14 protein-coding genes are annotated in these 18,159 nt (G+C 75.2%); 3 read left to right on the plus strand and 11 right to left on the minus strand.

The window, feature by feature from the left end; genetic code table 11:
* Nucleotides 1-69: 69 nt before the first annotated feature.
* Nucleotides 70-1,677: a Re/Si-specific NAD(P)(+) transhydrogenase subunit alpha gene (locus tag ACFVN3_RS06305; RefSeq protein WP_378231737.1), complete on the plus strand. Its 1,608-nt coding sequence runs from the start codon at nucleotides 70-72 to the stop codon at nucleotides 1,675-1,677.
* A complete protein-coding gene (gene pntB / locus ACFVN3_RS06310; protein ID WP_378231739.1) occupies nucleotides 1,674-3,086 on the plus strand; it encodes a Re/Si-specific NAD(P)(+) transhydrogenase subunit beta in 1,413 nt (470 codons plus the stop codon). Before ACFVN3_RS06305 ends, pntB begins: the two co-directional genes overlap by 4 nt.
* Before the next feature lie 54 nt (nucleotides 3,087-3,140).
* Here pntB and ACFVN3_RS06315 read toward each other — a convergent pair whose 3' ends face one another.
* Nucleotides 3,141-3,593 (minus strand): nuclear transport factor 2 family protein, encoded by a 453-nt coding sequence (locus ACFVN3_RS06315; protein ID WP_378231741.1) that lies wholly within the window; start codon nucleotides 3,591-3,593, stop codon nucleotides 3,141-3,143.
* A gap of 93 nt (nucleotides 3,594-3,686) precedes the next feature.
* Between ACFVN3_RS06315 and ACFVN3_RS06320 the strand changes: the two genes are divergently transcribed.
* Entirely contained in the window at nucleotides 3,687-4,229 is a 543-nt protein-coding gene (locus ACFVN3_RS06320) for a MarR family winged helix-turn-helix transcriptional regulator (protein ID WP_378231743.1), read from the plus strand.
* Here the strand turns inward: ACFVN3_RS06320 and ACFVN3_RS06325 are convergent.
* From ACFVN3_RS06325 to ACFVN3_RS06370, 10 genes are all read right to left on the minus strand, one after another.
* Nucleotides 4,192-4,779: a hypothetical protein gene (locus ACFVN3_RS06325; RefSeq protein ID WP_378231745.1), complete on the minus strand. Its 588-nt coding sequence runs from the start codon at nucleotides 4,777-4,779 to the stop codon at nucleotides 4,192-4,194. The genes ACFVN3_RS06320 and ACFVN3_RS06325 overlap by 38 nt on opposite strands.
* A 62-nt stretch (nucleotides 4,780-4,841) precedes the next feature.
* Entirely contained in the window at nucleotides 4,842-7,091 is a 2,250-nt protein-coding gene (locus ACFVN3_RS06330) for a tetratricopeptide repeat protein (RefSeq protein ID WP_378231746.1), read from the minus strand.
* Between the two features lie 74 nt (nucleotides 7,092-7,165).
* Nucleotides 7,166-8,014 carry an HpcH/HpaI aldolase/citrate lyase family protein gene (locus ACFVN3_RS06335; RefSeq protein ID WP_378231748.1) on the minus strand — a complete coding sequence of 283 codons (849 nt, stop codon included), beginning with the start codon at nucleotides 8,012-8,014 and terminating at the stop codon, nucleotides 7,166-7,168.
* Nucleotides 8,011-8,682 carry a MaoC family dehydratase gene (locus ACFVN3_RS06340; RefSeq protein ID WP_378231750.1) on the minus strand — a complete coding sequence of 224 codons (672 nt, stop codon included), beginning with the start codon at nucleotides 8,680-8,682 and terminating at the stop codon, nucleotides 8,011-8,013. Before ACFVN3_RS06340 ends, ACFVN3_RS06335 begins: the two co-directional genes overlap by 4 nt.
* Before the next feature lie 11 nt (nucleotides 8,683-8,693).
* Nucleotides 8,694-9,869 (minus strand): acyl-CoA dehydrogenase family protein, encoded by a 1,176-nt coding sequence (locus tag ACFVN3_RS06345; RefSeq protein ID WP_378231753.1) that lies wholly within the window; start codon nucleotides 9,867-9,869, stop codon nucleotides 8,694-8,696.
* Nucleotides 9,866-12,199 (minus strand): acetyl/propionyl/methylcrotonyl-CoA carboxylase subunit alpha, encoded by a 2,334-nt coding sequence (locus ACFVN3_RS06350; protein ID WP_378231755.1) that lies wholly within the window; start codon nucleotides 12,197-12,199, stop codon nucleotides 9,866-9,868. Before ACFVN3_RS06350 ends, ACFVN3_RS06345 begins: the two co-directional genes overlap by 4 nt.
* Before the next feature lie 4 nt (nucleotides 12,200-12,203).
* Entirely contained in the window at nucleotides 12,204-13,859 is a 1,656-nt protein-coding gene (locus tag ACFVN3_RS06355; protein WP_378231757.1) for a carboxyl transferase domain-containing protein, read from the minus strand.
* Nucleotides 13,856-15,610 carry a dihydrolipoamide acetyltransferase family protein gene (locus ACFVN3_RS06360; RefSeq protein WP_378231760.1) on the minus strand — a complete coding sequence of 585 codons (1,755 nt, stop codon included), beginning with the start codon at nucleotides 15,608-15,610 and terminating at the stop codon, nucleotides 13,856-13,858. Before ACFVN3_RS06360 ends, ACFVN3_RS06355 begins: the two co-directional genes overlap by 4 nt.
* Nucleotides 15,607-16,683, minus strand: coding sequence for an alpha-ketoacid dehydrogenase subunit beta (locus ACFVN3_RS06365; protein ID WP_378231763.1), 1,077 nt, complete (start codon nucleotides 16,681-16,683; stop codon nucleotides 15,607-15,609). The genes ACFVN3_RS06360 and ACFVN3_RS06365 overlap by 4 nt, the downstream gene beginning before the upstream one ends.
* Nucleotides 16,680-18,092, minus strand: coding sequence for a thiamine pyrophosphate-dependent dehydrogenase E1 component subunit alpha (locus ACFVN3_RS06370; protein WP_378231765.1), 1,413 nt, complete (start codon nucleotides 18,090-18,092; stop codon nucleotides 16,680-16,682). Before ACFVN3_RS06370 ends, ACFVN3_RS06365 begins: the two co-directional genes overlap by 4 nt.
* Nucleotides 18,093-18,159 lie beyond the last annotated feature (67 nt).

The following is an 18,159-nucleotide window of genomic DNA, read 5'->3' on the forward strand; positions in this document are numbered from 1 at the left end:
CTCGCCGCGCACCCGCCGTCTCCGGTCGCGCGGGCGCCCACGATGCTCGACGAGGTGAGGAGCCCGCACGTGAGGATCGGTGTCCCCCGCGAGGTGAGGGACGGGGAGCGGCTGGTCGCCGCGACCCCGCGCACGGTCGAGCGCCTGCGGGCGCTCGGGTACGAGGTGGTCGTCGAGCACGACGCCGGTGCGGGCGCGACGTTCTCCGACGCCGCGTACGGGGCGGCAGGCGCCGCGGTCGTGGATGCCGCGACCGCGTGGGGCGCCGACGTCGTCACGGCCGTGAACGGGCCCACCGACGCCCAGGTCGCGCTCCTGCGCCCGGGCGCCACCCTCGTCGCGATGCTCGGTCCCGCGAACGACCCGGACCTCGTGCAGCGCCTCGCGGCCCACGGCGTCACCGCGCTCGCGCTCGACGCCGTGCCGCGCATCTCGCGCGCGCAGGCGCTCGACGTGCTGAGCACGCTGTCGAACGTCGCGGGGTACCGCGCCGTCGTGGAGGCCGCAGGCGAGTACGGCGGGATGTTCGCCGGGCAGGTCACGGCCGCGGGCAAGACGCCGCCCGCGAAGGTCTTCGTCATCGGCGGCGGCGTCGCGGGGCTCGCCGCGGTCGGCGCGGCGGCGAGCCTGGGAGCGCAGGTCCGCGCGTTCGACGTTCGGTCCGAGGCGGCCGAGCAGATCGAGTCCATGGGCGGCACGGCCGTCCGCGAGCCCGCGGCGCAGCAGGGCATGTCCGCAGACGGCTACGCGAAGCCGCTCACGCCCGAGCAGGAGGCGGCGGCCCTCGCCGTGTACGCGCGCGAGGCGGCCGAGGCCGACGTCGTCGTCACGACGGCGCTCGTCCGCGGCCGGGCGCCGCGGACGCTCACGGCCGAGGCCGTTGCGGGGATGCGACCGGGGAGCGTCGTCGTCGACCTCGCGGCCTCGGGCGGCGGGAACTGCGCGCTCACGGTGCCCGGCGAGCGCGTCGTGACGGAGAACGGCGTCGTGGTCGTCGGCTGGACCGACCTCGCCGGGCGCCTTCCCCAGCACACGTCGCAGCTCCTCGGGACGAACGTCGTGCACCTGCTCGAGCTGCTCACGCCGGGCAAGGACGGCACGCTCGCGCTCGACCTCGACGACCCCGTGCAGCGCGGCATGACCGTCGCGCGCGACGGCGAGGTGCTGTGGCCGCCGCCGCCCGTCGCGGTGAGCGCCGCGCCCGCCCCCGGGTCGACCGTGCCGCCACCACCACCCGACCCGGCCCGGGAGGCCGCGGAGCGCGAACGGGCCGCCGCGGAGGCGGCCTCGGCCGCGAGCCTGCGCCGGCGTCGTCGGACCGTGGGCGCCGCGCTCGCCGCGGTGCTCGTGACGCTCGCGCTGTCGTTCGCGCCGCCGTCGCTCGTCGGCCACGTCACGGTGTTCACGCTCGCGGTGATCGTCGGCTACTACGTGATCTCGAACGTCACCCACTCGCTGCACACGCCGCTCATGGCCCAGACCAACGCGATCTCCGGCATCATCCTCGTCGGCGCGCTCCTGCAGATCGGCTCGGACGACTGGGTCGTCACGACCCTCGCGCTGCTCGCCGCGACCGTCGCGAGCATCAACATCTTCGGTGGCTTCCTCGTGGCGAACCGCATGATCCGCATGTTCCGCAAGGACGCCCCGGCGCGTGCGCAGGGGGTGGCCCGATGACCGCGACGTCCGTCGCCCAGGCGGTCTACGTCCTCGCCGCCGTCCTGTTCGTGCTCAGCCTCGCGGGCCTGTCGAAGCAGGAGTCCGCACGCCGCGGCAACCTGCTCGGCATGGTCGGCATGGTCCTCGCGCTCGCCGCGACGATCGTCCTCGCGCTCGGCACGAGCGCACGCCCCGTGCTCGTCACCGCGCTGCTCATCGCGCTCGTGCTGCTCGTGGGCGCGGCGGTCGGGACCTGGCGCGCGCGCCGCGTCGAGATGACGCAGATGCCGGAGCTCATCGCGATCCTGCACAGCTTCGTCGGGGCCGCGGCCGTGCTCGTCGGCTTCAACTCGTACCTCACGGCCCACGCCGCCGGGGCCGACGACGTCGCGCACCTCGTCGAGGTCTCGCTCGGAGTGCTCGTGGGCGCGGTGACCTTCACGGGGTCGGTCGTCGCGTTCCTCAAGCTGTCCGGGCGCACGCGCTCGGCGCCGCTCCAGCTCCCCGGCCGCAACCTGCTCAACCTCGCGGCGCTCGTCGTGAGCGTCGGGCTCGTCGTGTGGTTCGTCGTCGCGCCGTCGATCTGGCCCCTGCTCCTGCTCACGGTCGTGTCGCTCGCGCTGGGCTGGCACCTCGTCGCGTCGATCGGCGGCGGCGACATGCCCGTCGTCGTGTCCATGCTCAACTCGTACTCCGGCTGGGCAGCCGCCGCGGCGGGCTTCATGCTCGGCAACGACCTGCTGATCGTCACGGGCGCGCTCGTCGGGTCCTCGGGTGCGATCCTCAGCTACATCATGTGCAAGGCCATGAACCGGTCGTTCGTGTCCGTCATCCTCGGCGGGTTCGGTGCCGAGGAGGGCGCGGCGCCCGCCGGGGGCGGCGAGGGCCCGCAGGGCGAGCACCGCGAGGTGCGCGCCGACGAGGTCGCGGCCCTCCTGCGCGACGCCCGGAGCGTCGTCATCACGCCGGGCTACGGCATGGCGGTCGCCAAGGCGCAGTACCCCGTCGCCGAGCTCGTCGAGCTCCTGCGCGACGGCGGCGCGGAGGTCCGCTTCGGGGTGCACCCGGTCGCGGGCCGCCTGCCCGGGCACATGAACGTCCTGCTCGCCGAGGCGCGCGTCCCGTACGACATCGTGCTGGAGATGGACGAGATCAACGACGACCTGGCGCAGACCGACGTCGTGCTCGTCATCGGCGCGAACGACACCGTCAACCCCGCTGCGCTCGACGACCCCGGCTCCCCCATCGCGGGCATGCCCGTGCTGCACGTGTGGGAGGCCGGGCAGGTCATCGTCTTCAAGCGCTCGATGGCGGCCGGCTACGCGGGCGTGCAGAACCCGCTGTTCTTCCGCGAGAACACGGGCATGCTGTTCGGCGACGCGAAGCAGCGGGTCGAGGACATCGTGGCGGCGCTGCGCGTCGGGTGACGCGTCGACCTCCCCGACCCGCCGCGCCGCGCTCGGGACCTACGGCTCCGGCCGCTACAGCACGCGCTCGAGCGCACCCGTCAGCGCGACGGGCGTGATCTCGAGGCGGTCGATCCGCCAGCCGACCTCGGTGCGTCGCGCCCCGTAGCGGTGGACCGCGGCGGCGATCGACTCGGTCGTGTCGTCGACCACGAACACGGCGAGGTCGTGCGCGCGCACCGTCGCGGAGTCGCCGTCGACCTCGACGACGAGGTTCCCCTTGTGGTGCAGGGTGCGGGCGTAGCCGTCGTGGCCGCGTCGTACGAGCGCGACGAGCGCGTCGAGGCCCCGCGCCTCGCCGCGCAGCGAGCTGACGACGACGTCGTCGGTGAAGAGCCGGTCGGTGTCGTCGTACCGGCGCTCATCGATCCACAGGCTGTGGCGGGCGACGAGGTCGGCCAGCTCGGCACGGTCGGCGAGCTCCCGGACGAGCGTCTCTGTCGTGGTCGTGCGCTCGGTCGTGGTCATGTCTCCTCCTCATATCATGAGAGCAACTAACGTTTGCTCGTCTCACGAAATCTAGATCGTTAGTTCGACTAACACAAGGGGTAGGATCGGGCCGTGGACACCGAGGACGACCTCCGCTTCGACCGCGGCGACGAGACACCGGCGCGGCTCAGGGGACAGCTCTCCCGGCTCGTGGGCATGACCGCGGCCCAGACCCGCCGTGTCGCCGGCGACGCCCTGCGGGCCGTCGGCGCGCACAAGGACCACTTCGTCGTGCTCGCCGCGCTCGCGGAGCTCGGCCCCGCCAGCCAGTCGGCCCTGTCGGACCGCACGCGCGTCTACCGCAGCGACCTGGTCTCGGTGCTCAACGAGCTCACCGACGGGGGCTGGGTCCGCCGCGCACCGGACGCCGCCGACAAGCGCCGCAACGTCGTGTCGATCACCGCCGCGGGCGAGCGACGCCTCGACGAGCTCGACGCGATCCTCGGCGACGTCAACGACCAGGTCATGGCGCCGCTCTCCCCCGACGAGCGCACGGAGCTCTTCAGGCTCCTGGAGCGGGTCAACGCCCACCTCGCGGCCGGGACCGACCGCGCCGGAGAGCCCGGAGCGTCAGGGCTCAGCCGAGCACGCGCTCGCGTGCGTGGCCGAACGTGAGCGACGGCAGCGTCTCGAGCGCACCGTGCCTCGCGACGTAGTCCTTGAGGTCGCCCCGGAAGACGACTCGGCCCGGGAGGTCGAGCAGCGTCTGCGGGCGCACCTGCCAGCGCTCGACGCCGAGGTCGCAGACCCCGGCGCCGTGCAGCACGTGGTAGACGAACTCCGAGCAGAAGAACCGGTCCTCCGCCTCGTGGCCCCGGCCGAAGCGGGCCCCGACGAGACCGCGCACGTTGTAGGAGAACGCGTGCGAGTCCAGCAGGAACTCGGTGATCCGCACGCGGATCGCCTCGTGCTGCTCGGGCGTCACGGGGACCTCGAGCACGACCCCGGGCACGACGTCCATGCCGCGGTACAGACCGTCGTCGAACCGCTCGCGCCGGAAGCACCCGACGAACGGGTTCCCGGCGCGGCGGCGCCCGAAGCTGAACATGAGGTCGAGCCCCGGGTCGAGCGCGAGGGAGGAGTGCGTGAACTCGTCGCGCGTCGCCAGCGCGATGGTCCGGGAGAGGACCGTACGGCTGCGGGACAGGGCGACGTAGACGTTCACGCGAGTGACCATACGATGCCCAGGCCCGCAAGTGGAACGGGCCGGACGCGTCTTTTGTCCGGTCAGCCCGCGTCGAGCGCTCCGAGGACCTCCTCGGCGAGCCGCGGGGGGAACTGGGCGGCAGCGTCGCGCACGTCGAAGCCGAGGTCCTCGGCGAGCGAGAACGCCCGGCCGGCGCGAGCCGGGTCGGGCAGGGAACCATCCCCCGTGAGCATCATGACGCCGGCCGTGAACGCCGCACGGCCGTTGCCCTGGTCCCCCGCGGCGAGGTAGAGCTCCAGGGCCCGCGCGGAGTCCCGCGGACGACCGCGGCCCGTCGCGTGCTCCGCCGCCAGGTTGTAGAGCGCGCGGGGGTGGCCTGCCTCTGCGGCCTGCTCGAGGAACGCGCGCGAGCGCGCCTCGTCCACCGGTGTGCCCTGGCCGGTCGCGGTGAGGACGGACAGCTCGAAGAGCGCGTCGGCGTTCCCCCGCCGCGCCGCCTCCTCGTGGTCGGCGACGGCGGCCGCGGCGTCCTGCGCGAACCCGTAGCCGTTGTACCGCATCCACCCGCGCAGCACGTGCGCGCCGCCGTCGGGGTCGTCCTCGGCGAGCCGGCCGACCCGCTCGGCGGCCTCCGCGGCGAGCGGCAGGCGGCGGAAGTACGCCTCGCGCACCCAGGACGTCGCCGCCTCGCGCGACACCGCGTCCGCCCCGCCCGCGTCGGCCCGGCGGTACGTGTCGACGAGCACCTGCTCCGCGTCGCCCGGCAGCAGGCCGATCACGTGCTCGTTGCGGACGAACGCGTCGCGCAGCCCGTGCGCGGCGGCCAGGACCCGCTCGCGGCTCACGGCACGGTCGTCGAGCGCGTCGCGCGCGGCCCCGTACGCGACGCTCCCTCGCGGGCGGGTCGTGCCCGACTCCGCGGCCGCGGGCGCGCTCGCCGGGGCGTCGCTCGCCGAGGAGGTGGCAGCCGGGGTCTCGGCTGCCGGGACGTCGCCGGTCCCCGTGTCCGCCGCCGGAGCGGGTGCGCCCGTCGGCGTCTCCTGCTGCGCCGCAGCGGCCGTCTTCGCCGCGTCCCGCGCGTCGGCGTCCCAGACGAGCTCGCCGTCCGGGTTCCAGATCTGGTTCGTCCGGTTCTTCGCCCACACCGCCCGGAAGCCCTCGGGGAGCGAGAGGTACCGCACGAGGTGCGGCGCCCGGCGGTACAGCTCGTGCGCCGGCACGGGGAGGAGCCCGCCGCGGGGCTGCGCGGCGATCGACTTCACGACCCACCCCGATGCGCCGTCACCCGCCGGCCGGGTGCGCTCGACGTACATCTCCGGGGCGTCGTACACGTCGTTGTAGACGAGCACGGTCTCCGTGAAGCGCGTGCTCTTCGAGCCGACCTTGCAGAACGCGACCATCTCGCGCTGCTGCCGGTACGTGTCGAGCATCGGGTCCACGTCCCACGTGAGCGTCGAGATCCCGTCCTTCGTGAGGTCCGTGACCGCGACGCGCAGGTCGTCGCCCGACTCCGCCAGCACGACCCACCAGAAGCCGTGCCAGACCTGGTAGCCCTGGACGACCTTCTCCGCGGGGAGGGTCGCGACCCAGTCGAGGAACGACTGCGCGGTCGGGGCGAGGAACGGCGTCGTCTCCGTCCACACGCGGCGACCCGTGACCGACCGGACGTCGAGCACGACGCGCGCGGGCGGCGTCGTCGGCGTGCCGTCCGCCCACCAGCGCACCGCGTCCGCGGCGGGCGGCGGCCACGCCGTGCGCCCGTTGGCGATCGGGTCGAGCGCGACCACGTCCTCGCCGTCGAAGAAGGCGACGTACCAGTGGCCCGGGCCGTGCGCGCGGTCGACGCCGACGACGACGAACGCGCCCTTGCCGCGGGCGCGCAGCCGCTCGGCGATCTCGTCCGGCGTCGTCGGCTCGAAGCCGCTGCCGACGAGCTCGGCGAGCTCCGCCTCGCTCGGGCCGGTAGGCGTCGCGGGCTGGGCCGGGCCGCCGCGCAGGATCCCGACCATCGAGGCCACCGCGGACGCGGCGTGGTTGACCGGGAGGGTCGCGGCGTTCGCGTCGTTGCGGTGACCGGCGTGGAACGCCTGGACCAGCTGAGCCTGCGTGAAGCACGACTCGCGCACGTACGCCGACCCGTCGAACCCGACGATCGCCTGCGCGCCGCCGCGGCCCGGGGTCCACACGTGGAAGCCGCCCGGGACGACCTTGTTGTGGCGCGCGACCGTCGCGACGTCGACGCCGAGCAGGGTCGCGGCCCGGTCAGCGAGGTGCGGGAAGCCCTCGGTCCAGTGCTGGTGCTGCGGGTCCTGGGCGTTCGCGTCGGTCACGGGGAGAGGCTATGCGGCACCCCCGGCGCGCCGCACCGACCTGGCATGGGGACCGGTCCCCATCGTGCGACCGGTCAGGTGCCCGCCCGGCGCAGGACCGCCTCGGCGTGCCGCAGCACAGGGCCGTCGACCATCCGGCCGTCGTGCGTGAAGACCGCGTCGGGGCCGCCGGGGTTGGCGGCCGCCGCGTCGAGCAGGGCGCGCGCGGCCGTCACCTGCTCCGGCGTCGGGGCGTACGCGGCGCGGATCACGGGGACGTGGCTCGGGTGGATGCACGCGGTCGCGGCGAACCCCGACGCCGCGGCGTCCTCGGCCTCGGTCCGCAGCCCGTCGAGGTCGCCGACGTCCACGTGCACCGCGTCGACCGCGGCCTTGCCCGCCGCTCCGGCCGCGAGCAGCACCGCGGACCGCGCGTGGCGCGCGACGTCCCGGTACGACCCGTCCGGGCGCCGGCTCGACGTGCCGCCGAGCGACGCGACGAGGTCCTCCGCGCCCCACATCAGCGCGACGACCTCGGGCCGCCGGGCGAGCTCCGGCGCCGCGAGCACCCCCGCCGCCGTCTCGCAGAGCGCGAGGACGCGCACGCCCGGCAGGGTCGTCGCCAGCGCCCCCAGGGAGCCGAGCAGCTCCGGCCCGGCCTTGGGGACCATGACCGTCCGCAGCCGCGTGTCCGCGAGCGCCGCCACGTCGAGCGCGTGCTCGGGCGTCCCGACGGCGTTGACCCGCACGACCGTCCGCGCCGGGTCGAGCGTCGCGGACGCCTCGACGACGGCGCGTCGGGCCGCGTCCTTCGAGGCTGCGGCGACCGCGTCCTCGAGGTCGAGGACGACGGCGTCGGCGCGGTCGGCGGCCTTGCCGAACCGGTCCGGCCGGTCGCCGGGGCAGAACAGCAGCGCCGGCCCGAGCCCGAACCCGTCGCTCACCACGCGCTCTCCTCGTCGCCGCGCTCGAGGACGGGCTCGTGCGCCCCCGCCGCGTGCTCGCCGAGCCCGGGTCTGTCGTCACGCCCGGTGCCGAGCCCGGGGATGTCGCCGGGCTCGGCGGCCTGGGTGACCACAGACCCGGTTTCGGCGGACTGCCCAGGGGACCGGGCGTCGTCGGGCACTGCCGCGGACGCGGCCTCGTGGGCGGCGCGGGTCCAGAAGAGCGCGGTGCGGACGGCGCGCGCGACGAGGACTCCGTCCTGGTTGAGGCCGCGGTGCTCGAGCGTCACGACGCCCTGCCCCGGGCGGGACGCCGACAGTCGCTTCTCGACGACCTCCGTCTCCGCGTAGAGCGTGTCGCCGTGGAACAGCGGCTTCGGGAACTCGACCTCGCGGAAGCCGAGGTTCGCGACGATCGTGCCCTGCGTGACCTGCCCGACCGACAGCCCGACGAGCGTGGACAGCGTCATCATCGAGTTCACGAGCCGCTGCCCGAACGGCTGCGTCGCGGCCCACGCGGCGTCGAGGTGCAGCGCCTGGTGGTTCATGGTGAGCGTGGAGAAGACGACGTCGTCCGCCTCCGTGAGCGTACGGCCGGGCCGGTGGCGGTACACCACCCCGGTCTCGAGCTCGTCGTAGTACAGGCCCCGCTGGACCACCTCGCGCATGCCGCCCCTCCCTAGCCGTCCAGCCCCAGGCTCCTCGCGATGATCATGAGCTGCACCTCGGTGGTGCCCTCGCCGACCTCGAGCACCTTCGCGTCGCGGTAGTGGCGCGCCACGGCGTTCTCGTTGAGGAACCCGTAGCCGCCGAAGATCTGCGACGCGTCGCGCGCGTTCGCCATCGCGGCCTCGCCGCCCACGAGCTTCGCGACCGACGCCTCCGCCTTGAACGGCTTGCCCGCGACGAGCTTGTGCGCGGCGTCGAGCCACGCGAGGCGGGCCGTGTGGACGCGGGCCTGCATGCGCGCGAGCGTGAACGCGACGTGCTGGTTCTCCCCGATCGACCGCCCGAACACGACCCGCTCCTTCGCGTACCGCAGCGCCTCCTCGAGGCAGCCCTGCGCGGCGCCGGTCGCGAGCGCGGCGAACGCGATGCGGCCCTCGTCGAGCGCGCGCAGGAAGTTCGCGTAGCCCCGGCCGCGCTCGCCGAGCAGGTTGCCCTCCGGGACCCTGACGTCGGTGAGCGTGAGGGGGTGCGTGTCGGACGTGTGCCAGCCGACCTTGTCGTACGACGCACCGACCTCGAGCCCGGGCGTCCCCGCGGGGACGATGATGCTCGACAGCTCCTTGCGCACCTCCCCGTCCTGGCTGACGTGCTCGCCCGTGACGGCGGTGATCGTCACGAGGCTCGTGATCGGGGTCCCCGAGTTGGTGATGAACTGCTTGGAGCCGTCGATCACCCACTCGTCGCCGTCGAGCCGCGCGGTGGTGCGCGTGCCGCCCGCGTCGGAGCCGGCGTCGGCCTCCGTGAGCCCGAACGCCGCGAGCGCCCGCCCGGCGAGCAGGTCGGGGAGCCAGCGCTCCTGCTGCTCGCGCGACCCGTGCCGGAAGATCGGCACGATCCCCAGCCCGACCCCGGCCTCGAGCGTCACCGCGATGGACTGGTCGACGCGCGCGAGCGCCTCGACGGCGAGGCACAGGGACACGTAGTCCTTGCCCTGGCCGCCGATCTCGCGCGGGAACGGCAGGCCGAACAGCCCCAGCTCCCCCATCTGCGCGATGATCTCCATCGGCAGGCGGCGCTCGGTGTCGTACCGGTAGGCGGCGGGCGCGACGACGCTGTCCGCGAAGTCGCGCACCACCTGGCTGAGCTTCCGCTGCTCGTCGTCGAGCAGGACGTCGGCCTCGATCATGATGCTCCCTGGGTGTCGGGTTGCGGGACCGGGGCGGCGGGGTCTGCCGCGCCGGAGTCGTGGGGGTGGACGACGGCGACCACCTGGTCCCGGCGCACGAGGTCGCCGGGGCGCACACGCACCGTCGCGACGCCGTCGTGCGGGGCGAGGAGCGGGTGCTCCATCTTCATGGCCTCGACCGTGACGAGGACGGCCCCGGCGGCGACGGCCTCGCCGTCCGCGACGGCCGTCACGACCGTGCCGGGCATGGCCGCGCGCACCTCGGGGTCCGTCGCACCGGGCGCGTCGCCCCGGGCCCGACGGCGCTCGTCGCGCGCCCGCGCGGCGCGCCGCTCGCGGTCCGGGGCCGCCAGGGCGACGGTGCGCCCGCCACGCCACAGCCACACCGCCGCGGGGTCGCCGTCGGCGGGCGGTGCGTCGAGCACGAGCCGCACGCGCTCCCGGACGCCGTCCACGGTGAGCCACCACGCGCCGTCGGCCCCGGTGTCGCGCTCGATCGACGCCCGCACCGCGCGCGGCGGCGCGCCCGCGGGCTGCCACCCGTCGTCGTGCCGCGCGGGGAGGTGCACGACGGCGTCGCGCGCCACCCCGGAGACCCGCACCTCGTGCGCGTCCCCAGCGACATCGACCAGCACGACCCGTCGCGCGGCAGGGGGAGCGTTGAGCCGCCACCCATCACGCACCCGCCACGGATCGTCGCCACCAGCCTCCCCCGCCCCGCCGAACCCGGGGTTGTCGCGCGAGCCCGCGGCGAACCTGTCGACAACCCCAGGTTCGGCACCACCCGAGGTCGCGACGAACAACGCCGCGGCCACGAGATCGACCCACGCGACGCCGTCGGCCGGCCCCTCGCCGGACTCGGCCGAAGACCCCGACCCCGACGAGACGAGCCGGTCGATCAGCCCCGTGTCGAGACGGCCCGCCCGCACGTCCCCGTCCGCGAGCAGAGACCGCAGGAACGCCGTGTTCGTCTCGACCCCCAGCACGACCGTCCGCGCGAGCAGCCCGTCGAGACGGTCGACCGCCTCGTCGCGCGTCTCGCCCCACGCGACGGCCTTCGCGAGCATGGGGTCGTAGTGCCCACCCACCACGGCACCGGCGGAGATCCCGGAGTCGAGGCGCAGCGGCGAGGCGCCGGGCCCGGAGGGGACGCCGCCGTCGTCGTACACCAGGACCGACCCGGTGGCCGGGAGGAACCCGCGCTCGGGCGACTCGGCGTAGAGGCGCGCCTCGACGGCGTGGCCGCGGAGCACGACGTCGTCCTGGGCGATCCCGAGCGGCGCGCCCGCCGCGACGCGGAGCTGGAGCTCGACGAGGTCGAGGCCGGTGACCATCTCGGTGACGGGGTGCTCGACCTGGAGCCGCGTGTTCATCTCGATGAAGAAGAACTCGTCGGGGCTCCCGGCGGGGACGAGGAACTCGACCGTCCCCGCGCCCACGTACCCGACGGACCGCGCGACCTCGCACGCGGCCTCGCCCATGCGGGCGCGCTGCGCCGCGGTGAGGAGCGGCGACGGCGCCTCCTCGACGACCTTCTGGTGCCGGCGCTGGAGCGAGCACTCGCGCTCGCCGAGGTGGACCACGGTCCCGTGCGTGTCGGCCAGCACCTGCACCTCGATGTGGCGCGGCGCCTCGACGAGCCGCTCGAGCAGGAGCGTGTCGTCGCCGAACGACGACGCCGCGACGCGACGCGCGGACGCGAGCGCGCCCGGCAGGTCGGCTTCCGTGCGCACGACGACCATCCCCTTGCCCCCGCCCCCGGCGGACGGCTTGACGAGCAGCGGGAACCCGACGGTGCCTGCGGCGGCGAGCAGGTCGCCGTCCGACATCCCGGGCTCGCCCGCCCCCGGCACGACCGGGACGCCCCGCGCGCCGACGATGCGCTTGGCCGCGAGCTTGTCGGCCATCGCCTCGAGGGCCTCCACCCCCGGGCCGACGAACGCGATCCCGGCGCGCTCGCACGCGCGGGCGAGCTGCGGGTTCTCGGACAGGAAGCCGTAGCCCGGGTGGACCGCCTCGGCGCCGGTCGCGACCGCCGCCGCGACGACGGCGTCGACGTCCAGGTAGCTCTGCGTCGCGGGCGCGGGACCGAGCCGGACGGCGACGTCGGCCTCGCGCACATGGCGCGCACCGGCGTCGGCGTCGGAGAAGACGGCGACGGACCGCACGCCGAGGCGTCGCAGCGTGCCGATCACGCGGCACGCGATCTCGCCCCGGTTGGCGACGAGGACCGTGCGGAACCCGGGGCCACCGGTCGCGAGGTCGGCCGGCAGGGTGGAGGGCCGGTCCGCCGGCCGGGCGGTCGCCTCGTGGGGGGTGTCGGAGGTCATCGGCTCACATCCGGAAGAGGCCGAACCGGTCGCCGGTCCAGGTCTCGGCGAGGGGCCTGCGCGCGCACACGCCGAGGGCGAGGCCGAGCACGCGGCGCGTGTCGGCGGGGTCGATCACGCCGTCGTCCCACAGGCGCGCGGTCGCGTAGTAGGGGCTGCCGTGCTCGTCGTAGTCGGCGCGGATCCCGGCGGAGAACGCGGCCTCCTCGTCGGGGTCCCACGTCTCGCCGCGCGCGGCGAGCTGGTCGCGCGTGACGGTCGACAGCACGGACGCGGCCTGCGGTCCGCCCATCACGGAGATGCGGCTCGCGGGCCACGACCACAGGAAGCGCGGCGAGTACGCACGCCCGCACATCGAGTAGTTCCCCGCCCCGAACGACCCGCCGACGATCACGGTGAGCTTCGGGACGCGCGTCGTCGCGACCGCCGTGACCATCTTGGCGCCGTCCTTCGCGATCCCGCCGGCCTCGGCGTCGGTGCCGACCATGAACCCGGAGATGTTCTGCAGGAACAGCAGCGGGACGCCACGCTGGTCGCACAGCTCGATGAAGTGCGCCCCCTTGAGCGCCGACGCCCCGAAGAGCACGCCCTGGTTCGCGAGGATCCCCACCGGGTGGCCGTGGATCCGTGCGAAACCGGTGACGAGCGTGTCGCCGTACTCGCGCTTGAACTCGTCGAACCGGCTGCCGTCGACGAGCCGCGCGATGATCTCGCGCGGGTCGTACGGCGCTTGTACATCGGTCGGGACGGCGCTGTACAAGCTTCCGCTCGCCGCTCCCTGCCCGTGCGCTCGGGCGTCGTCGTGCCCGACGGCGGGCGGCAGGCTCGCCGCGACGTCCCACGCGGGAGCCGGGTCGGGCGGGAGCGTCGCGACGATGCGGCGCACGGTGTCGAGCGCGTCCTCGTCGTCGTCGGCGAGGTGGTCGACGACGCCGCTCCGCCGCGCGTGCAGCTCGCCGCCGCCGAGCTCCTCGGCCGTGACGACCTCGCCGATCGCCGCCTTCACGAGCGGCGGCCCGCCGAGGAAGATCGTGCCCTGCCCGCGCACGATGACGGTCTCGTCGCTCATCGCGGGCACGTACGCGCCGCCCGCGGTGCACGACCCGAGGACCGCGGAGATCTGCGGGATGCCCGCGGCCGAGAGGCGCGCCTGGTGGTAGAAGATGCGGCCGAAGTGGTCGCGGTCCGGGAACACCTCGGCCTGCCGGGGCAGGAACGCACCGCCCGAGTCCACGAGGTAGACGCACGGCAGGCGGTTCTCGAGCGCGATCTCCTGCGCCCGCAGGTGCTTCTTCACCGTGAGCGGGTGGTACGTCCCGCCCTTCACGGTCGCGTCGTTGCACACGACCATGACCTGCCGCCCGCTCACCACCCCGATCCCGGCGACGACCCCGGCGGCCGGCCACGCGCCGTCGTCCACGCCGTACCCGGCGAGCGGCGCGATCTCCAGGAACGGGCTGCCCTCGTCGAGCAGCCGGTCGACGCGGTCGCGCGGGAGCAGCTTGCCGCGCGCGACGTGCCGGTCGCGCGACGACGCCGGACCCCCGCGCGCGACGCTCTCCGTGCGCTCGCGCAGCTCGTCGGCGAGCGCCCGCTGCGCGGCGTCGTTCGCCCGGGCCGTCTCGGACCCAGGGTCGACGGCGCTCGTCAGGACCGTCATCCGGTCACCCCTCCTTGCCGAACCCGGGATCGCTCCCCACCCGAGGCCGATCCTGGGGAGGCATCCAGGGCTCGGCCGGGCGCGGTACCGCCGACAGGCGACGAGCCACCAGCCAGGAGCGCGAGTGCCGGGTCCTCGAGCAGCGCGCCGAGGTCGGCGAGGAAGCGCGCGCCCTGCTCGCCGTCGACCACGCGGTGGTCGAACGACAGGCTCAGGGTGACGACGTCGCGCAGCGCGGCCTCGCCGTCGTGCTCCCAGGGCCGACGACGCACCGCGCCCAGGCCGAGGATCGCCGCCTCGCCCGGGACGAGGATCGGCGTGCCCGCGTCGACGCCGAAGACCCCGACGTTGGTGATCGAGACCGTCCCGCCGCTGAGGCGCTCGGGCGTCGTGCGGCCGTCCCGCGCCGTGACCGTGAGGTCGGTGAGCGCGGCGGCGAGGTCGGGCAGGTCGAGGTCCTGCGCGTCGGGCACGTGCGGCACGACCAGCCCCCGGTCCGTCGCGACCGCGATCCCCAGGTGCACGCGGCGGTGCCGCACGATCTCCGCGGTGCCGTCCGGGAGGTCGTGCCACGCGCTGTTGAGCGCGGGGTGGCGCGGCAGCGCGAGGCACAGCGCCCGGGCCGCGAGCGCCAGGACCGTGATCCGCGCGCCGCGCGCGAGGCGGTGCGTCCGCAACCGCTCCAGGAGCTCGACGCTGCGCGTCACGTCGACCGTGAGGAACACCGTCGCGTGCGGCGCGGTGAACGCGCTCGCCACCATCGCCGCCGCGGTGTGCTTGCGGACACCCCGCACCGGCACGACCTCGGGCTCGAGCCCGGCCCGCGCGTCGGCGCCCGAGGCTGCCGAGACGGGAGACGTGGCCCCTCGGACGAGGTCTCGCGGGGCCACGTCTCCCGACTCGTCCGCGGCCGCCGTCGGGCCGGGGGGAGTCGCCGTCGGCGCGGGTACCGCCCCGTGCGCGTCGCGCGGCGCCCGCACGACGTCGCGGTGGCAGCTCACCGCCGCGAGGACGTCGTCGCGCGTGATGAGGCCGTCCGGGCCGGTGCCCTCCACGCGGTCGATGCGCACGCCGAGCTTCTTCGCGAGCGCCCGCACCGGCGGCGTCGACCGCGGCCGCTCGCCCACCCGACCGGGAGTCCCGCCGGACGCCCCGGGCGCCGTCGTGCCGCCGAACCCGGGGATGTCGCCGGGCTCGACGAGGCGAGTGACCGCAACCCCGGGTTCGACGACGGGCGCGGCGAGGTGCGCTGCGGGGGTCGGCGGACCGTCGGCAGGGCGGGCGCGACGGCGTCGCGCCGGTCGGCCGGTGGTCTCCGGCCGCGCCCCGTACCCGACGAGGTTGGGCTCCGGCCCGTCGTCAGCCTCCGGCGGACCGGCGGGCTGCGGCGCGTCCTCGGACGTCGCGTCCCCGGCCGAAGGCGCGCCGAACCCGGGGTTGTCGTCGGCAGCGGCGCCGAGCCCGGCGACATCCCCGGGTTCGGCGCCGTGCGGGGCGGGGGTGCCGTCGTCGACCTCGAAGGTCACCAAGGGCTCGCCGACGGTGACGGTCTGGCCCTCCTCGGCGTGCAGCGACGCGACGACGCCGGCGTACGGGGACGGGAGGTCGACGAGGGCCTTGGCCGTCTCGACCTCGGCGATGACCTGGTTGAGCTCCACGTGGTCGCCCGCGTGGACGTGCCAGCTCACGATGTCGGACTCGGTGAGGCCCTCCCCGAGGTCGGGGAGGCGGAACTCGCGCATCGTCATCATCGGGCCACCGCCTCGGCGGTGCGGACCGACCCGGCGTGGCTGCCGACCCCGCCGGACGAACCGGCGTCGGGCACCGCGCGCGGCACGAACGGCTCGACCCGCCCCAGCACGCGGTCGACGCCGTCGAGGATGCGGTCGAGGTCGGGCAGGTAGTGGCCCTCGAGCTTCGCGGGCGGGTAGGGCATGCCGTGGCCGGTGACGCGCACGGGCGCGGCCTCGAGGTACTCGAAGCAGCGGTCGGTCACGGTCGCGGCGATCTCGGCGCCGAGCCCGGCCTGCCGCGGCGCCTCGTGCGTCACGACGACGCGCCCCGTCTTGCGCACCGACGCCGCGACGGTGTCGTGGTCGATGGGCGAGAGCGAGCGCAGGTCGATCACCTCGACGGACACGCCGTCGTCGGACGCCGCGACGGCGGCGTCGAGCGCGGTCCCGACGAGCCCGCCCCACGTGACGAGCGTGACGTCGTGGCCCTCGCGCACGACGCGCGCCCGGTCCATGGGCAGCGGGTCCACCGGGTCGGGGTCGACCTCGCCCTTGAGGTGGTAGCGCCGCTTGGGCTCGAAGAAGATCACCGGGTCGTCGCACGCGACCGCCTGGCGGAGCACCGTGTACGCGTCCTGAGGGTTCGCGACCGACACGACGCGCAGGCCCGCGACGTGCGCGAACAGCGCCTCGGGCGACTCGGAGTGGTGCTCGGCCGCGCCGATGCCGCCGCCGACGGGGATGCGGATCGTGATCGGCAGGCGCACCTTCCCGCCGGTGCGCGCGTGCATCTTCGCGAGCTGGGAGAGGATCTGGTCGAACGCGACGAACACGAAGCCGTCGAACTGGATCTCGCACACCGGCCGGTAGCCGCGGTACGCGAGCCCGACCGCCGTGCCGATGATCCCGGACTCCGCGAGCGGCGTGTCGAGCACGCGGCGCGGGCCGAACTCCGCCTGGAGCCCGTCCGTCACGCGGTAGACGCCGCCGAGCCTGCCGACGTCCTCGCCCATGACGACCACGCGGTCGTCGTCCGTCATCGCACGGCGCAGCCCCGCGCCGAGCGCCTTCGCCACGGTGAGGGTGCTCATCGCGCCACCCCCGTCACGGTCGCCCCGGTGCCCGACGCCGCCCGGTCGCCCGCGGCGCCCGGCCCACCCGCGCCGTCGTCCCCGCCCTCGCCGTCTCCGAACGACCCGAGGTAGTGCGCGTACTCGGCACGCTCGCGCTCCAGCGCGTGGTGCGGCTCGGCGTACACGTGGTCGAAGAGCGACAGGGGCGGCGGGTCGGTGAGCGCGACGCACCCGGCCCGCAGCTCGGCCGCCGCGGCGTCGGCGACGCCCTGCACCCGGGCCGCCTCCGCGTCGTCGAGCACGCCGACGGAGCGCAGGTACGCCTCGAACCGCGCGAGCGGGTCGCGCCCGGCCCACTCCTCGACCTCGCCCGCGTCGCGGTAGCGCTTGGGGTCGTCGGCCGTGGTGTGCGGGCCCATGCGGTAGGTGACGGCCTCGATCAGCGTCGGGCCGCCGTCGTGCCGTGCCCGGTCGAGCGCCGCGCGCGTCACGGCGAGCACGGCGAGCACGTCGTTGCCGTCCACGCGCACGCCGGGCAGGCCGAACCCGCGGGCGCGCTCGGCGAGCGGGACGCGCGACTGGAGCGCGACCGGCTCGGAGATCGCCCACTGGTTGTTCTGGCAGAAGAAGACGACCGGCGAGCGGTACGTGGACGCGAAGACGAACGCCTCGTTGACGTCGCCCTGGCTCATCGCGCCGTCTCCGAAGTACGCGACCCCCACGGGGAGCCCGGCGGACGCGTCGACCCGACCGGCGTCGACGTCGTTCTGCACGCCCATCGCCCAGCCCGTCGCGTGGAGCGTCTGCGCACCGATGATGACCTGCGGCGACGCCATCCCGATCGCGTACGGGTCCCACCCGGAGACCGCGACGCCGCGCCACACGCGCACGAGGTCGACGAGCTCGGCGCCGCGCACGCGCGCGACCGCGTGCTCGCGGTAGGAGGAGAAGACGAAGTCGTCGTCGCGCAGCGCGCGCGCCGAGCCGACCTGAGCTGCCTCCTGCCCGAGCAGCGGGGGCCACAGCGCGAGCTCGCCCTGCCGCTGGAGGGCCGTCGCCTCGGCGTCGATGCGCCGCGCCACGACCATGTCCTCGAAGAGCCGCAGGAGCGTCGTCCGGGCGGTCTCGCGCGCGTCGTCGTCGAGTGCCGCGGGGTCGAGGTCCGCGAGCCACCGGTCGAGGTCGGGGTCCGGGAGCCGCGTGCCGTCCTCGGTCAGCACGCGCAGGGTCGGCGTCGACGCGCCGTCCCCCGGGTCCTGCCGCGGCACGTCGGTACGCGCGTCGGCACGCCCGTCCTCGCGCACGTCGTGCGCCACGTTCTTCCGGTCTGCTCGTGCGTCGCGCGGGGTTGCCGCCCGGTGACCGTTCTGCGCCTTCGGCGGGGTCGCCGCCTTCGGCCCGGTCCGCACCGCAGGTTCGCTGGGCATCGTCGCCACCTCACCTCGGGGAGCCGGTCCTCACCGTCGAGGACCGAGGTAGGGCGAACGTAACCCC

Origin of the sequence: Cellulosimicrobium sp. NPDC057862, assembly GCF_042797035.1 — a bacterium.
Lineage (GTDB): Bacteria > Actinomycetota > Actinomycetes > Actinomycetales > Cellulomonadaceae > Cellulosimicrobium.

Bases quoted from the DNA above. Each gene is read 5' to 3' on its own strand.
- ACFVN3_RS06355 (WP_378231757.1), bottom strand. From the start codon at position 13,859: ATGACGGTCCTGACGAGCGCCGTCGACCCTGGGTCCGAGACGGCCCGG.
- ACFVN3_RS06365 (WP_378231763.1), bottom strand. From the start codon at position 16,683: ATGAGCACCCTCACCGTGGCGAAGGCGCTCGGCGCGGGGCTGCGCCGT.
- ACFVN3_RS06360 (WP_378231760.1), bottom strand. From the start codon at position 15,610: ATGATGACGATGCGCGAGTTCCGCCTCCCCGACCTCGGGGAGGGCCTC.
- ACFVN3_RS06345 (WP_378231753.1), bottom strand. From the start codon at position 9,869: ATGATCGAGGCCGACGTCCTGCTCGACGACGAGCAGCGGAAGCTCAGC.
- ACFVN3_RS06350 (WP_378231755.1), bottom strand. From the start codon at position 12,199: ATGACCTCCGACACCCCCCACGAGGCGACCGCCCGGCCGGCGGACCGG.
- ACFVN3_RS06340 (WP_378231750.1), bottom strand. From the start codon at position 8,682: ATGCGCGAGGTGGTCCAGCGGGGCCTGTACTACGACGAGCTCGAGACC.
- ACFVN3_RS06370 (WP_378231765.1), bottom strand. From the start codon at position 18,092: ATGCCCAGCGAACCTGCGGTGCGGACCGGGCCGAAGGCGGCGACCCCG.
- ACFVN3_RS06315 (WP_378231741.1), bottom strand. From the start codon at position 3,593: ATGACCACGACCGAGCGCACGACCACGACAGAGACGCTCGTCCGGGAG.
- pntB (WP_378231739.1), top strand. From the start codon at position 1,674: ATGACCGCGACGTCCGTCGCCCAGGCGGTCTACGTCCTCGCCGCCGTC.